At 56.3% G+C, this 15388-nt stretch carries 13 protein-coding genes and 1 pseudogene; 9 read left to right on the plus strand and 5 right to left on the minus strand.

All coding sequences use genetic code 11. From position 1 onward, the window contains the following. Positions 1-23 precede the first annotated feature (23 nt). Complete coding sequence (locus tag M1D43_RS04800) at positions 24-668, plus strand: HD domain-containing protein (protein ID WP_153314207.1); 645 nt, start codon at positions 24-26, stop codon at positions 666-668. A 302-nt stretch (positions 669-970) separates the two neighbouring features. Here the strand turns inward: M1D43_RS04800 and M1D43_RS04805 are convergent, their stop codons facing one another. After that, positions 971-1882: an SDR family NAD(P)-dependent oxidoreductase gene (locus M1D43_RS04805; RefSeq protein ID WP_318853675.1), complete on the minus strand. Its 912-nt coding sequence runs from the start codon at positions 1880-1882 to the stop codon at positions 971-973. Positions 1883-2397: 515 nt separating this feature from the next. On the opposite strand from M1D43_RS04805, the pseudogene M1D43_RS04810 reads away from it, so the two are divergent. After that, positions 2398-4296: pseudogene (locus M1D43_RS04810) on the plus strand (PAS domain-containing sensor histidine kinase); the annotation flags it as partial. Between the two features lie 138 nt (positions 4297-4434). Here the strand turns inward: M1D43_RS04810 and M1D43_RS04815 are convergent. Next, positions 4435-4869, minus strand: a complete 435-nt coding sequence (locus tag M1D43_RS04815; protein WP_003530995.1) for an EF-hand domain-containing protein — start codon at positions 4867-4869, stop codon at positions 4435-4437. A 238-nt stretch (positions 4870-5107) separates the two neighbouring features. On the opposite strand from M1D43_RS04815, the gene M1D43_RS04820 reads away from it, so the two are divergent. Further along, the gene (locus tag M1D43_RS04820) at positions 5108-6547 is read left to right on the plus strand and encodes a catalase (protein WP_127541770.1); all 1440 of its coding nucleotides are present in this window, start codon (positions 5108-5110) and stop codon (positions 6545-6547) included. Between the two features lie 106 nt (positions 6548-6653). Here M1D43_RS04820 and M1D43_RS04825 read toward each other — a convergent pair whose 3' ends face one another. Next, entirely contained in the window at positions 6654-7937 is a 1284-nt protein-coding gene (locus tag M1D43_RS04825; RefSeq protein WP_080573443.1) for an epoxide hydrolase family protein, read from the minus strand. Positions 7938-8189: 252 nt separating this feature from the next. On the opposite strand from M1D43_RS04825, the gene M1D43_RS04830 reads away from it, so the two are divergent. The 6 genes from M1D43_RS04830 to M1D43_RS04855 all read left to right on the plus strand — a co-directional run bounded on the left by M1D43_RS04830 (position 8190) and on the right by M1D43_RS04855 (position 13234). After that, positions 8190-8933 carry an SDR family NAD(P)-dependent oxidoreductase gene (locus M1D43_RS04830; protein ID WP_003531000.1) on the plus strand — a complete coding sequence of 248 codons (744 nt, stop codon included), beginning with the start codon at positions 8190-8192 and terminating at the stop codon, positions 8931-8933. 394 nt (positions 8934-9327) lie between these two features. Further along, the gene (locus tag M1D43_RS04835) at positions 9328-10056 is read left to right on the plus strand and encodes an alpha/beta fold hydrolase (protein ID WP_050543914.1); all 729 of its coding nucleotides are present in this window, start codon (positions 9328-9330) and stop codon (positions 10054-10056) included. A gap of 127 nt (positions 10057-10183) precedes the next feature. Beyond that, on the plus strand, positions 10184-10624 hold the full coding sequence (locus tag M1D43_RS04840; RefSeq protein ID WP_003531005.1) for a hypothetical protein: 441 nt from the start codon (positions 10184-10186) through the stop codon (positions 10622-10624). Between the two features lie 355 nt (positions 10625-10979). Beyond that, positions 10980-11618, plus strand: coding sequence for a response regulator transcription factor (locus M1D43_RS04845; RefSeq protein ID WP_003531006.1), 639 nt, complete (start codon positions 10980-10982; stop codon positions 11616-11618). 306 nt (positions 11619-11924) lie between these two features. After that, a complete protein-coding gene (locus M1D43_RS04850; RefSeq protein ID WP_003531008.1) occupies positions 11925-12404 on the plus strand; it encodes a carboxymuconolactone decarboxylase family protein in 480 nt (159 codons plus the stop codon). A gap of 68 nt (positions 12405-12472) precedes the next feature. After that, entirely contained in the window at positions 12473-13234 is a 762-nt protein-coding gene (locus tag M1D43_RS04855) for an SDR family oxidoreductase (protein WP_127542138.1), read from the plus strand. A gap of 293 nt (positions 13235-13527) precedes the next feature. On the opposite strand, the gene M1D43_RS04860 is transcribed toward M1D43_RS04855, so the two are convergent. Both M1D43_RS04860 and M1D43_RS04865 read right to left on the minus strand, forming a co-directional pair. After that, complete coding sequence (locus M1D43_RS04860; RefSeq protein ID WP_003531013.1) at positions 13528-14496, minus strand: alpha/beta fold hydrolase; 969 nt, start codon at positions 14494-14496, stop codon at positions 13528-13530. A gap of 132 nt (positions 14497-14628) precedes the next feature. Further along, a complete protein-coding gene (locus tag M1D43_RS04865) occupies positions 14629-15252 on the minus strand; it encodes a hypothetical protein (RefSeq protein WP_153314213.1) in 624 nt (207 codons plus the stop codon). Positions 15253-15388 lie beyond the last annotated feature (136 nt).

Here is a 15388-nt window from a genome sequence, read left to right on the forward strand (position 1 = left end):
ACGACCGATAGCCGGAGGGTGACATGAGAGATGACAAGCGAATTCTGGCTGGCGTGGTTGTCCCGGACACAGAATTGGTCAGAAGGGCGATCGAATACGCTGAACGGGTCTACGAACCGTATCTTTTCAACCATGTCGTTCGGTCGTGGTTGTTTGCAGTCACCTTGGCCAGGATTCAAGACATAAAGTATGACAGCGAAGTCGTGGCGCTCGGAACATTGCTGCATGACGTGACCCTGAACACGTCCTTCCGAGGTCCCCGCCGATTCGAAGTTGAGGGAGCCGATATCGCTCGTTCGTTTGCATTGGATGCGGGCGTCAGCGATAGCCGTGCCCAGTTGATCTGGGACAGCGTCGCGCTCAACTCGACCCCTTCAATAGGTCTGTATAAGGAGCCTGAAGTCGCCCTCTGTACGGCTGGCGTTTGTCTCGACGTTGTCGGGCTTCAATATGACCGGATACCGGCTGCCGATCGAAAGGCGATTACTGATGCGTATCCGCGGCTAGGCATGAAGAGGAAAATGACAAGCTGCTTCTGCCACATGGTGGAGGCTGCGCCTGAAACGACCTATGACAACTTCCTGCGCGACTTTGGAATGCGATATGTGCCGGGGTATGAGGGGCCGTCTTCCGTCGATTTTGTGATGAATGCTCCATTTGAAAGCTAGCCGCCGGTTGAGGCAGTTGGGGGATTCTTGCCTTCATCTGCGAGTAAGCTGCGACACGCGGCAGTAAATACTTCCTGCGGAATTCTTCACCTAAACCAACGTGTAATACTAAGAGTTCCTACAACAGCGTAGTAATTATTCGTCGATATCGCTTCTTCCTCTCAGCGATGTTGGCTTGATAGCGTCCTCGGCGTTCCCCGCCGGCCGAGGATGGCGGGCATTATGTCCGCCTTGCAAGGGCCGTTTCTCCCGCCGGAAACGGCCCTTCTTTTTGCTCCGGTGCCTGGCACGGCGGGCAGGGGCTACGTGTCGCGGAAATCGACGGATTCGCTTACCGGCCGCCATTTCTCGGCATCGATCGATCTGGCGCGTTCGCCTGCGTCGATGCGTTTCATCGCATCACTTCCGAGGATCAGATGATGTGGTAGCTCGTCCGTCCGGGAAAGATCGAAGATGACTGCGGCGCACTTTTGTGGATCGCCTGGCTCACGGCCAACGATCGTCTTTCCGAACTGGACGTTGGGGCCGAGTATCGGTTCATAGTCCGATTCCAGCGCAGGTGTCGTTGCAAGTGCCGCAGAAGTCCAGTTTGTGCGGAGACTGCCGGGCTCAATTGAGATAACTTTGATGCCCAGCGGCCCGACTTCCTTGGCCAAGGCCTCGGAAAACCCGCTGACAGCAAATTTCGCCGCACAGTATGCCACCGTTCCGGCGGCCGCGATCCGCCCGGCGGACGACGATATATTGATTACATGGCCGGAGCGTTGCTTTCGCAGCAGAGGAAGAGCAGCCCGGGTCGTGTTGACGACGCCGAAGAAATTGACGTCTATTTCGGTCCTAAAGTCGTCTGCAGCTGTCTGTTCGAATGGGCCGACCCTGGCGTAGCCTGAATTGTTGACGAGTATGTCCAATCCACCGAATGTGCTGATGACATGATCGATCGCACCCTGACATGCTTCGGGTGACGTAACGTCAAGTTCATAGAGTTCGACCCGATCTCCGTACTGTTCCTTGAGTTGCTGCAGACGGGAGATGTCGCGGGAGGTGGCGACCAGTCGATCTCCTTTTGCGAGGACTAGTTCCGCCAGCGCGCGCCCCAGACCGCTTGCACATCCTGTTATCATCCACGTCTTGTCCATTGTTGGCGCTCCTCGAGATCCGTGCCTTGCATGCTGGTCGATAGCTAAGTGCAGTTGTCCTGCTCCAAAAGGCATGAATTTCGGACGCTGCGTCCAAATCTACACACCTTGTTTTGAGCCGCTGTTTGGTTTCCGTGGTCGTCGTGAATGCGACGACGTGGGTTGTTTTGCCGGGGCTTCGTGTGGGGGAGGGAGAAAGTTAGTCGAGAATTTTGGTCGTTCGGGCGCCGCGTGATGATGAGAGCTTCAACGGAAAGTGTCCCGCATGCAAGGCAGCGAAATGCGCCGGCGTGCGATCTTCTCCTCAACGGAACGTTGGCGGTGTCGGTGCTCTGCGGAATGGGTTGCCGTCCAGGCGCATGCCGGGAGACGTCCGTGTCCATCCAACAGCGCGGCAACGGTTGGTCCAGGGCTTCCGAAGGGGGAACTCCTGCGCTCCATGCAGCGAAACTTTCGATGAGGCACTATTTCCAATGATGCTCGAGGTCCTGTCCGTCTCGTTAGCCGTTGTGGTTGTTCTGGCTGGCGTCATGATCGCGCAGCTTATGCGCGCGAGATCGCATTTGATCGAGTGCAGCCGGGAGATAAGTGAGCTCACAAAGTTGGTTGAGCTGCTGCCGGTCCACATCATTCGGGTCGCGCCCGATGGGGAGCCCATATACTTCAATAGGCGTCTTTTGGAATTTTGCGGTTTGGAGGGCCTGTCGGAGCTCGATAACCCAGGCAGTACCCGGCTTGCCACGGTTCTCCGCTCTCTGGTGCATCCGGCTGATGTGGGCCTGTTCAAGAAGACGGTGAGGTCTTTGGCAGAAGGCGAATCCTACTCGGTGCGATACCGGCTGCGACGTGGGGATGGACACTATCGTTGGATCAACGCTCGCGGCGAGCCGATCAGGGATCGGTCGGGTGACGTTGTTCAGTGGCTGATCGCCTCCGTTGACGTCGACGACGAAGTGCAGGCACTAAATGCTCTTCACGAGAGAGAAAGCCAGTTACGCCGGCTAGTCGATGCTGTCCCAGCGAATATCTGGTGCTCGAATCCTCGGGGTGTTCCAATGGGCATCAACCAACGGCTGCGCGACTTCGTCGGAACCGAGATAGAGGACTGCGATCTGCCGGAAGGAAGGCGGCTGGATGTGGCCTATCAGAAGCTCGTTCATCCCGATGACCTTGCTAACGTTCGCGAGCGTTTCTCGCATTGCCGACGGACCGGTGAACCCTTTGCAATGAGATATCGTATGCGTCGGGCGGATGGGGTCTACCGATGGTTCGAGGGGCGTTCCGAGCCTTTCCGCGATGAGAGCGGCGAGATCAGACAATGGTACGGCGTACTCTACGATATTGAAGATCAGGTGAAAGCCGAAGAGGCTTTGAAAGAACGGGAGCGCGTCGTTTGGCAACTGGTCGAGACGTTGCCGGTAATGGTCGATTGCGCAGCGCCAAACGGCGAACCGATTTTCCGTGGTCAGCAACTCAGGGAGTTCCTCGGTTACGAGCTTGAAGACCTCGACGGCGGTGAGAAGTCGAGATTGAACGGCACGCTTGACGCAGGTGTCCATCCGGATGACCTGGCGGGTGTAAAGGAGCATTATGCCATATCGCTCCGTAGCGGCGAACCTTACGCGCGCCGGCATCGGCTTCGCCGCTTCGACGGCGAGTATCGTTGGGTGGAGACGAGGGCTAAGCCAATGAGGAATGAGGATGGCGAGATCACCCAATGGAACGTGATTTGTTTGGATATTGACGGAGAGGTTAAAGCCGAAGAGAGCCTAAGGTTGGCCCAGGAAGCGTTGGCAAGGGCCAGTCAGGCCGCCAGCCTGGCCGAACTCTCGGCATCCATTGCGCACGAGGTGAACCAACCGCTGTCTGCAGTCATCAACTCTACGAACGCCTGCCTGCGATGGCTTCAGGCAGATCCGCCCAACCTGTTTCGAGCTACCAAATCGGCGGAACGCATCATTCAGAGCGCAAACTCGGCCGCGGATGTGGTCAGGCGAATTCGTGCGCTCTTTCAGCAGTCGCTCGACGTTCGGGACACGACTACGCTGGACGGAGTCCTAGCTGAGGTCAGGGATTTCGTCGCAGCCGAAGCATTGCGGCACAACACGGCGCTGGAAATCAACGTCGAAGATGACCTCCAGCTGATGCCGTTTGACCGGATTCAAATCCAGCAGGTCTTGATGAATCTGGTTCGCAATGGCTTGGACGCGATGTCCACAATTCCAATTGAACGCCTGCTGAAAATAAGGGTTTTCCGTGTTGGGGGCGAGGTTCACACAGAGGTCAGCGATCGGGGAGCCGGCGTGCAGTTCCCAGAGCGGATATTCGAGCCATTCTTCACTACCAAGGAGAAGGGCATGGGCATGGGACTTGCGATATCGCGCTCTATTGTCGAAGCGCACGGCGGGCAACTTTGGGCTGAGAAAAACGGCCCGATCGGTTCGAGGTTCATATTCTCCCTGCCGGCAGCCAACGCCAAATCCGCTTAGTGTAATGTGCCTGCTTTACCCGGCGCTCACCCGGTTTGGTGACACTCATGCTGTTGCTCGATGTCGAATTGTCATCTGATCAATCGAATCTCCTAGCCGCCGCAGGGGCATCCCGCGACGGCGAGCGGACGACCGGTTCTACGATCGGCGCGAGCGGAGACGTTCGGCGTAACCTGAATCCAGGTGCCCGACGCTGACCGGAAAAATCTTCTCCAAACCATCGTGGAGCTCTGACTCGGAAACCCACCCCTTGCCGTTCGTGTCAAGTTTCGCCCACTTGCTTTCACTGTAGGCGGTATCGTGCGGCTCGCCGTTCATCTCAGCGACGCGGGCCTGTCCATCCATAAACTCGGCCTTGGTAACCTTGCCGTCCTTGTCGGTATCCGCCCAATCGAGCGCTTGCTTCGACATACGGGAATGGAATTCCGCAATGAGTTCCTGATCGCTACGCACGGTGGGCATCGTGGGAGCCTGAGCCTGGCGCGTGTCCATTTTCTCACTGACGGAAGACAGCGCATTCCGGCGGGTCTGGGCAATCAGGGTATAGAGAGAATTGTCAGAACCGATTTTCATGAAAGTGATTTCCCTTGCTGGTTGCAGTTGATGCGCGCGAGGGTGGTTCCGACGCCTTGCTTGAAACTTGCCTTCGAGGCCCTCCAAACGTCCTTGTTACAATTGCAACCACTTCGCGAAGCAACGCCGGGGAGATTCGCCGCCTGCGACTGGCGGGGAGACGCTAGAACGACCGTATAGCTATCCACCTTCCACGGCCGATGGCCTAGTGGGACGGCAAGAATCATCGGTAGAGGCCATGACCAAAGAGAGACTGACGACCGCCGCAGGCGCCCCCGTATCCGACAATTTCAACATCGAGACTGCGGGGCCGAGAGGTCCTGCGCTGCTTCAGGACATCTGGCTTATTGAAAAGCTTGCTCACTTCGATCGTGAAGTGATCCCGGAGCGCAGAATGCATGCCAAGGGCGCCGGTGCGTATGGCAACTTCAAGGTCACTGCCGATATCCGCCAATATTCGAAGGCTGCGGTTTTCGCCGAAGTGGGAAAGAAGACCCCGATTTTCGTTCGCTTTTCGACAGTAGCGGGAGAACGAGGGGCAGCCGATGCGGAGCGCGACATTCGCGGCTTTGCGGTCAAGTTCTACACCGAACAAGGCAACTGGGACCTGGTCGGGAACAACACGCCTGTTTTCTTCTTTCGAGATCCTCTGCGCTTTCCTGATCTCAATCACGCCGTCAAACGTGATCCACGAACAGGAATGCGCAGTGCGCAGAGCAACTGGGATTTCTGGACATTGCTTCCAGAGGCACTTCACCAGGTTACGATTGTCATGTCGGATCGTGGGATACCGCGCTCTTTCCGCCATATGCATGGTTTTGGAAGCCACACCTATAGCATGATCAATGCTGCCAACGCGCGTCATTGGGTGAAGTTTACCCTTAGAAGCCAACAGGGAATATCAAATCTTACAGATGCTGAGGCGGCGGACATAATTGGCCGAGATCGGGAGAGCCATCAGCGTGATCTCTTCGACAATCTCGAGCGCGGCGAATATCCGAAATGGAAAATGTATATCCAGGTCATGTCAGAAGTGGCGGCGATGTCTCACAAGCACAACCCCTTTGATGTGACCAAGGTTTGGCCTCACGCCGACTACCCATTGATCGAAGTCGGCGAACTCGAGCTGGACCGCAACCCTGAAAACTTTTTCGCAGAAGTCGAGCAGGCATCTTTCACACCTGCGAATATCGTTCCGGGGATCGGATTTTCGCCCGACAAGATGCTGCAGGCGCGCCTGTTTTCCTACGGTGATGCCGCACGATATCGGCTCGGTGTCAATCATCACCAGATACCGGTAAACGCGCCTCGTTGTCCCGTTCACGCATACCACCGCGACGGCGCGATGAGGATCGACGGCAACCACGGCGCTACCACGAGTTATGTACCGAACTCTGCAAGCGAATGGGACGAGCAGGCGGATTTCAGGGAGCCAATGCTGAGCCTGAACGGTCCGGCCGGTCGCTTTGATCATCGTGTTGACGAAGATCACTTCGAACAGCCAGGCAATCTCTACCGGTTGATGACCGAGGAACAGAAGACAGCCCTTATTTCCAATACAGTAAGGTCGATGGCAGAGGTGTCCGCGGGCGTGCGATCCCGGCACGTTGCAAATTGTCGCCGTGCGGACCGCGATTATGGAGATCGACTGGCCCGCGCTTTGGGGGTGGCCGAGTAATTCTTATCCCACCTTCATGGTGCCCATCTGATAGTTTGCTACCGTATGGGGATGGGACACATTGGATGGCTGACCTTTGACCAGCCATCCAAACCTTTCCGCGAGATCACCGCAAATTCGAGAACGCTTTTACGAGTTCGGCAGAAAAGAGTTCCGGCTGCTCCCAGGCAGCGAAATGGCCTCCATGCTCGACGGTGTTCCAATAGAACAGGTTCGACCATGCGCGCTCCACCCACGAGCGGGGTGCCTTGAAGAACTCGTGCGCGAAGATTGACGCGGCCATAGGAAGATCGATCGGGCCAGCCGAGTAGTTTCCAAACCCGGTCTGGAAAACCTCCCAGTAATAGCGTGCGGACGAGCCTGCCGTGTTGGTGAACCAATAGAGCGAAATGTTGTCGAGCACAGTGTCGATCGACAGTGCTTCGCTGAAGTTCCCGTTGTTGTCAGACCATGCCTGAATTTTTTCCAAAATCCACATGGCCTGGCCGGCTGGTGAATCCGCAAGACCGTAGGCAAGGGTTTGCGGCCGCGTGCCATGCTGGTGCGCGTAGGCGCCGGCGGGGCCGGAAAGGAACGCCATCGACTGAAGCACCTGCTGCTCTTCCGGGGTAGGATTCGCGAGCTTCTCGGTTTGAAAAACCAGGGGAAGATTGACGTGCGCTGCAATCAACCCTTCAGGCCTGCGTTGCGCCAATCGGTGCGTAACCAGCGACCCCCAGTCTCCACCTTGCGCAACCCACCGATCAAACCCGATGCGCTGCATAAGCACGCCCCAGGCATCGGCCGTGCGCTCTGCATTCCAGCCCAGATCTTTAGGCCGGTCGGAAAAACCATAGCCGGGAATTGAAGGGATAACGACGTGGAATGCATCCTCCGCCTTGCCGCCATGTGCGGTGGGGTTTGTAAGGCGATCGATGGTACCCAGAAATTCGACGATTGAGCCCGGCCAGCCATGGGTCATGATGATCGGCAGGGCATTGTCGTGTTTCGATCGGACATGAATGAAATGGACACCCAGACCGTCAATTTCTGTTCGAAACTGCGGATACGTGTTGATGCGAGCCTCGAATTTACGCCAGTCATATTGGTTGATCCAATAATCAACCAACGCTTTCGCGTCACTCAGGGGAACACCCTGAGCCTGATCTTCGACTGTCTCCTTGTCAGGCCAGCGGATGTTGGTCAGCCTGATTTTAAGGTCCTCGAGTGCCGCTTGGGGTATGTTTACCTGAAAGGGCACGAGTTCAGGAGACGCCTTTCCCTGTGGAACCGCACGGGCGGAGACACCGCTTGCCAAAAGTGTTGCGCTGATTGCGGCTGCGCCTCCTAAAAGCGCTCGCCTAGATTGCGACTGGAGCCCATAGGGTTTCGATGATGTCTCGTCGATCATTATTACTGCCTCTGTGATGAAGAAATCCGGTAGGAGACGCGGACTTTTTCCATCACGCGCTTCTCGTTCCCTCCGACACGTAGGTTGGGCCAACTTCGGCGATTAGACCTGCACCATGCACAACAACTGTTCCGGGAACGATATTCTGCTCTGCGATTTAGCGGATCAAGGAACACAAGTTGTTCCACATCGACCGCTAATATCCGTGCCGCCGAGCGATTATTTGCTCCGTATCGAAACGGAGTTAGAAAAATGAGTGCTTTAGATGGAAAGGTCGCCATCATCACGGGCGGCAACAGCGGAATCGGTAAGGCAACCGCCCGGCTTTTCGTGCGCGAGGGCGCGAACGTCATCATAACCGGACGGAGGCCAGACGTCGTCGACAATGCCGTGCGCGAGATCGGTGCCGGCGCCAGCGGATTTTGTGGAGATGTCGCTGATATCGCGTTCCATAGCCGCCTGGCGGCCGAAGTTCGGAATCGCTTTGGAGCCATCGACATCTATATGGCGAATGCCGGAATCATCAATCTTGCGGGCTCCCATACGGTTAGCCCGGAGGAGTATGATCAGCACTTCGCCGTGAACAGTCGCGGCGTCTTCTTCGGTGTACAAGCGATTGCGCCTTTGATCCGTGACGGAGGCAACATCATCGTCACCAGTTCATTGGCGGCGACGAAAATTCTGCCCCAGCATACGGTCTATGCCGGCTCCAAGGCCGCCCTCGCGGCTTTTGCGCGCAACTGGGCCATTGAGTTCAAGGAAAGGCGTATTCGGGTCAATATATTAAGCCCTGGTCCTGTGGACACCGAAATTCTCGGAAAGCTGGGTGTAAGCGAGGCGGATCGGCCGGCACTCGAGGAGCATATGGCGAATATTATCCCTGCTGGGCGCTACGGTCAGCCGGAAGAACTCGCCCAAGCCGCGTTGCTTCTCGCATCGAATGGCTTTGTAAATGGGGTGGAATTGCACGTCGACGGCGGAATGTCCCTGGCGTAAGCACACCGTTTGGGAGGAGTCGGCCGACGCGCTTGCCGCGTTGGCCGACATTTATACCAGCGCGAAGGGGATGCATTGCGGTATGAAAGCAATGGCGCGATCACGCTGCGTTTCATGCGAGCTTCCAAGTTACCCGCCACTGCTGAACCTTCGCTCACGGCCGTTGTAAAGCGCGCCGATATAGACGGGTGTGCAAACCAATGGTTGGGTTGTTGCCATTGTTTTTGTCATTGAAATTACACCGCGGTCTCTTGGAGAGGCGGTGCCTGTTTTCCTGGAGAGATGATCCTCCAAGTGGCAATGCGGGCCTTTTATTTAAGAATTCCTGGAAGGATGTCCCATGCGTAAACTCATCAAGGTAGCAGCATCCGCAGCGTTCTATACGGTTTCGCTCATGCCCGTTTTTGCTGAAACCTCGAAGCCAACCATAGTCCTTGTGCACGGTGCATTTGCCGACTCCTCCAGCTGGAATGAGGTCGTGTCACGGTTAGAAAACGACGGCTATCCTGTCGTGGCGGTGGCGAATCCGCTCCGAGGTGTGAAGTTCGACGGCGAATATGTCGGGCACGTCTTGAACGGATTGAAGACGCCGGTCGTGCTGGTCGGGCATTCCTACGGAGGTTCGGTTATCAGCGAGGCTGCAGCCGACGCCGACAACGTGAAAGCTCTGGTGTTCGTCGCTGCATTTGCGCCGGAACCCGGGGAGTCTGCTGCGGCGCTTTCCAGCAAGGAACCTGGCAGTACGCTTGCACCGACACTGGCAGAACCCGTTGTTTTGGAGGATGGTGTAAAGGACCTCTACATCGACCAAAGCAAGTTTCCCGAACAGTTCGCGGCTGATGTGCCCTTAGCGGATGCCAGATTGCTGGCTGTAACGCAAAGGCCGATAACCGATGCGGCATTGACGGAACCGGTGCGCAAGGCCGGCTGGAAGAACATCCCCTCCTGGTTCGTCTATGGTGATGCGGATAAGAACATTCCGCCGACTACCCTTCAATGGATGGCCGAGCGGGCAAATTCCAAGGGAACGGTTGCAGTCAAGGGTGCTTCCCACGTCGTTATGATCTCCCATCCCGACGAGGTCACAAAATTAATCGAAACAGCAGCAGAAACAATAAATTGATGGAAGCGCGCTGCTGGTGAGCCTACGAGCGAGCCAAGGGGCGGAGTGACGTCCCTAAACCTTCGTTTGGGAGGTGCCGGCAGATAGGCAATGTTAGCCTTCACGCCATCAAACCTAGGAGATTGACATGCAGGCGATCAAATATCTTGTGCTCGGGATGGTATGGTTCAACGTGGTTTTGGCAGGCTGGTTGTCGATCCACATGCTCTATGATCCGGAGGGATGGTATTATTTTGTGCCTGGCGTCACTGACACGGGATTTTTCAATCAGCACTTCATCCGCGATATCGGTATAATCCAGGGATTTGTGGCAGCCGCGTTCGTTGTCGGCATCTACCGGACGGAAAGGCGGATCGAGCTCTGGGCGGCCGCGACGCTTTGGCTGATAGCACACGGCGCGTTTCATCTGTGGGAGGTCGCCGTCGGAATTTGTTCGGCATCCGTCATCGTTCGCGACTTTCCCGCGGTGAGCCTTCCAGCGATTTTCGGAATAGCGGCGACAGCGTGGGCGTGGAGCCAGCGGCAGAATGCCCCGGCTTCAACTCGAACCGCATCGCTCAGCATCTGAACCGGGACGGCGAGGAGCGCCTTTGCGTACCTCGCGAAGACCCGGCGTCTATCGCGACGTGATGTTCGTTGGGGAAACGCCTCCGGCGGTTCCCACGCACTGGTCGAGGCGGCGATGCAATGATCCCTGAGGTCGGTCGGCGTGATCGGATGCCGTTACAGACGAGGAACGTAAACCAAGGTTTATGGTCTCGACCGACCTAATCGGTGATATCTTGCACCTCACGCCAGGGTAGCGCTGTCACCGCCGTCTCCGACTGCGCCGTCGTGCGACGAGTAATCTCCAAGGCAGCCTGGGCGTCCGGTGTCCGGTTCAAGCGTTTTGACTTTGCCACAATTTTGATCGAGGCGAGACCATGCAACACGTTCAAGCCGAACCGTCCACTGATCCAATCGTTTACGTTGTGGATGATGACGAGGAACTGCGCGAGTCGTTGCTGGACCTGTTCCTGGTCACAAAAAAGCGCGCCTCGGCGTTCTCGAGCGGATCGGAGTTTTTACAACTCGCAGATATGAGCGCCCCAGGATGTGTCGTTGTCGACATGAGAATGCCGGGTGTCACTGGGCTGGATCTGCAAAAGCAGCTCAATTCGATCGGAAGTCGGCTGCCTGTTATCTTCTTGACGGCATTTGCGGATATCCCGACGAGTGTGAGAGCCATGAAAGCCGGTGCAACTGACTTTATCGTCAAGCCTTTCGCCAATCATGATCTGCTGCAGGCAGTAGACCATGCCATCAGATTGAATACGGAACGGCGAAAAACAGATGCGGAGCTCGACCGGATCAAATCTCTCGCCGACACTTTAACTCCGCGCGAGCGAGAAGTTATGCTGGCGGTGGTGAGCGGACTGATGAACAAACAGGTCGCTTACCAACTTGGAATAAGCGAAATGACGGTCAAGATTCACCGAATGAGCGTCATGCGGAAAATGCAAAGCCGATCACTGGCCGATTTGGTCCGAAAGGTCGAGCAGCTTCAAAGAGCTCAACCGTGATAGCAGGCTCGAGGCCTAAATCCGCTTCGGAGATTTGAATTATCCGCCCTCAGCAAGGCCTAAATTCGGAAAGACGATGATATCGGCTTCAGTGGTGGGTCTGTCACCCCGTCACCTGCATTTTGCTGATTAGGAGCAAATCCAGGAAATCGCTCGCTGCCGTTTGTTCAGCCGTTGATTTGCAATGGGATTTCTCGCGACACCGCACCCCAAACCTACGTTTATCTATGCCCCAAATGATATTCGCTTAGGGTCGAGAAAGGCCGTCAACCATCGACGGCCCTTCACCTGAATAGGAATGACACAATGACACAGCGCATTAACTTCGCGACGGAATCCTCGGATATCACAAAGAAATTCGTGGAGTTCGTTGCTGCTACCAAGGTGAACGCAGTCGAAGAGTCCATTCGTGATCTGGTCAACGTGCGTATCGCGCAGCTCAACAACTGCACGTTCTGCCTCGACATGCACGTCAAGCAGGCAAAAATCCACGGTGAGCGCGATCTGCGTCTCTACCACCTGGCATCCTGGCGTGAATCGACGCTTTTTGCGCCTCGGGAGCGTGCCGCACTTGCCTGGGCCGAAGTGCTGACCAAGCTGCCCGAAGTCGGTGTTGCTGACGAGATCTACGAACGCGTACGCACGCAACTGAGCGAGAAGGAAATCTCCGACCTGACATTCGTTGTCATGGCAGCCAATGCCTGGACGCGCGTTAACGCCGGCTTCAAGACCGTTCCCGGTTCCTCGGATGTCATGCTCGGTCTGGACCAGGCCGGTCTGAACTGACGGACGAATGCGTGTCGCGCCTGCCGAGGCAGCTTTCTGCAGTATTTCTCGAAGACAAGGAGCAAGATATGAAAATCGTCGTGATCGGTGGATCCGGACTTATCGGTTCGAAGCTCGTGAAACGCCTCCAGGCCAAGGGGCATGAGGTCATTGCCGCGTCGCCGGCATCAGGCGTGAATACGATTACGGGCGAGGGCCTCGCGGAGGTCCTAACGGGAGCGCAGGTCGTCGTCGACGTCGCCAACTCACCTTCATTCGAAGACAAAGCGGTGATGGAGTTTTTCCAGACGTCGGGGCGCAACCTGCTGGCTGCTGAGGCTGCCGCGGGGGTCCAACACCACGTGGCGCTATCGGTCGTCGGAACGGACCGGCTCCAGGACAGCGGCTATTTTCGGGCGAAGCTCGCTCAGGAGAAGCTTATCAAGGAAGCCAAGATACCGTACACGCTGGTTCATTCGACGCAGTTTTTTGAGTTCATGTTCGGCATCGCTCAGTCCGGCGTTCAGGGCGATAAGGTCCATCTCTCTCCTGCTATGATGCAGCCGATCTTCTCGGACGATGTCGCTGACGCTCTTGCCGATCTGGTCTTGGGGCCACCCATCAACGGCGTCGCTGAAATCGCCGGCCCTGAGCCCATCCGAATTTCGGATGCTGTTGAAAAGTACCTGCGCCAGATCGGCGATCGCCGCGAGATCATTGTCGACAACAAGACGAAGTACTTCGGTGCGTTGCTCGATGACAAGACGCTCATGCCCGGTGCCGGTGTCCGGGTCGGCAAGACGGTATATTCCGAGTGGGTCAAGACGGCGACGCCACCTCCGGCGCGATAAGTCTTTCCAGCGCCTTTGTCCTGCCAGCGGTGAACTGGCATCAAGGAATTTACGTCATGGGAGATCGCAGCACCTGCGATCTCCCATTTTTCGTAGTCGCCACCGTATCGCTCACGGCCTGGCATGGTTGACGGAATGCATTGGCGTTGGTCCTGCCTTCGGGCGAAGCGAGGCGGACAGTTCGAGGCATCGTCGGCGAACGATGATTGCGGAAAGGGAAAAAGGCGCAGTGGCAAAAAACTTCGGAGCTCAAAACAAGGAGGGTGCCCTGTTTGGGCACCCTCAAATTGGAATCAGTCTTCGATGAAGCTGAGTATGTCCGAATTGATCAGATCGGCATGCGTCGTTGCCATGCCGTGTGGCAAACCCTTGTAGATCTTGAGCGTGGAGTTCTTCAGGAGCTTTGCGGAAAGCACCGCGGAATCCGCAACCGGCACGACCTGATCATCATCACCGTGCAGCACGAGAGTCGGCACGTCGATGGACTTCAGGTCTTCGGTGAAGTCGGTCTCGGAGAATGCCTTGATTCCGAGATAATGAGCATTTGCTGCACCGGTCATGCCCTGACGCCACCAATTCTGGATCATTGCATTCGACGCCTCGACGCCGTCGCGATTGAAACCGTAAAATGGGCCACTGGCCACATCATAGTAGAACTGCGACCTGTTTGCCGCGAGCGCGGCACGAAAGCCGTCGAAGACATCAATGGGAAGCCCGCCGGGATTGTCCTCGGTCTTGACCATAATCGGCGGAACTGCGCCGATCAGCACGAGCTTGGAAACCCGTCCCTTGCCATGTTTGGCAGTATAGCGGGTCGCTTCGCCGCCTCCCGTCGAGTGTCCAACGTGGACGGCATTGCGGAGATCGAGATGTTCAACCACTGCAGCAACATCCGAGGCATAGTGATCCATGTCGTGCCCCTCGCTGACCTGGCTTGACCGGCCGTGGCCGCGGCGATCGTGAGCCACGACGCGATAACCTTTCGAAAGAAAGAAAAGCGCCTGGTTGTCCCAGTCATCACTGCTTAAAGGCCACCCGTGATGAAACACGATCGGCTTCCCATTCTTCGGGCCCCAGTCCTTATAGAAGATGACGGTGCCGTCTTTCGCGGTGACGTATCCGGTGCCTTGAGTGGTATCGTTTGTCGCTTTCTTCTTATCTGCGGACTCTGCCTTGACACTCATGGCCGCTGTTGCAGCCGCAAGGGTCAATGTGCCCGCCATAACATTTCGGCGCGTGGCGGCAATGGAGCGTGCATTCATTTCAAATCTCCTGATCGAAAATTGGAAAATTTGCCCAAGTGCGGCCGGAAACTCGGCGGACGCCAGTGGAGCAATTGACGCTAACAACTTGGATTAAAACGCGAAACTATACATTGGTTTCGCCGATTGGAGCTAGCTGGCGGGATTGACGGGCCTGATGCTTCGTGACGTGCATCGGGCAAGGAGGCCACTATCCGCATGCCGTGTGAAGGTCGCCGGCGCGCTGAGAAGCACATATTCGGTCTCGTCCGGCCGCCACTCGAAAAACTGCGAGCCAGGGTTATGGTCATGAACGACAAGGTCGTGATCGGCAGCCAAGAAAAATTCAGCATGGATGCTGTCGGCAAAGCCCGCAAACAACATCCGTTGTCTCCTGGGCCTGCCGTTATGCTCACACACACGCACGTCAAATATGCCGAGAGTCGCATCCCAAGGAGCTCTCGAAAGGGGACTGTTCTGCGCAGTCAGTGCCCGGTCAGAATAAGCATAAATCTCGGGGAGATCGAAAAACCGCTCGGTTTCCGTTTGTCCAAGCCCTTCGTTGTCGGGATGCCAACAGTCGGCATTAAGCCGTCCCGTGCGGCATTCACGGGTCAAGCTTCCATGGCTGAGCAATTGGCGGCTTTTGTAACCATAGCCGTTCCTGCAGATCGCAATCTCAACGACAGCATATCCATACGCCAGCGGGTTGCAGCCAATGCTGTCTATAACGGTTTTGAGATCCCGCAGGTAATCTGTGTAGGACGTAACAGGCATCTCGACATCCACTTTGCTTGGCGTGCCTGGTTGCCCGAGCGCGCCGCGAAGGCGAGATTACGAGGATGCACGAGGCGGTTACAGCTATACGGAGGTTTGCCCCGAGTCCGACTCATTGAATCACTCTATTTCACGA

The sequence above is a fragment of the Ensifer sp. R1-3 genome (assembly GCF_056739175.1).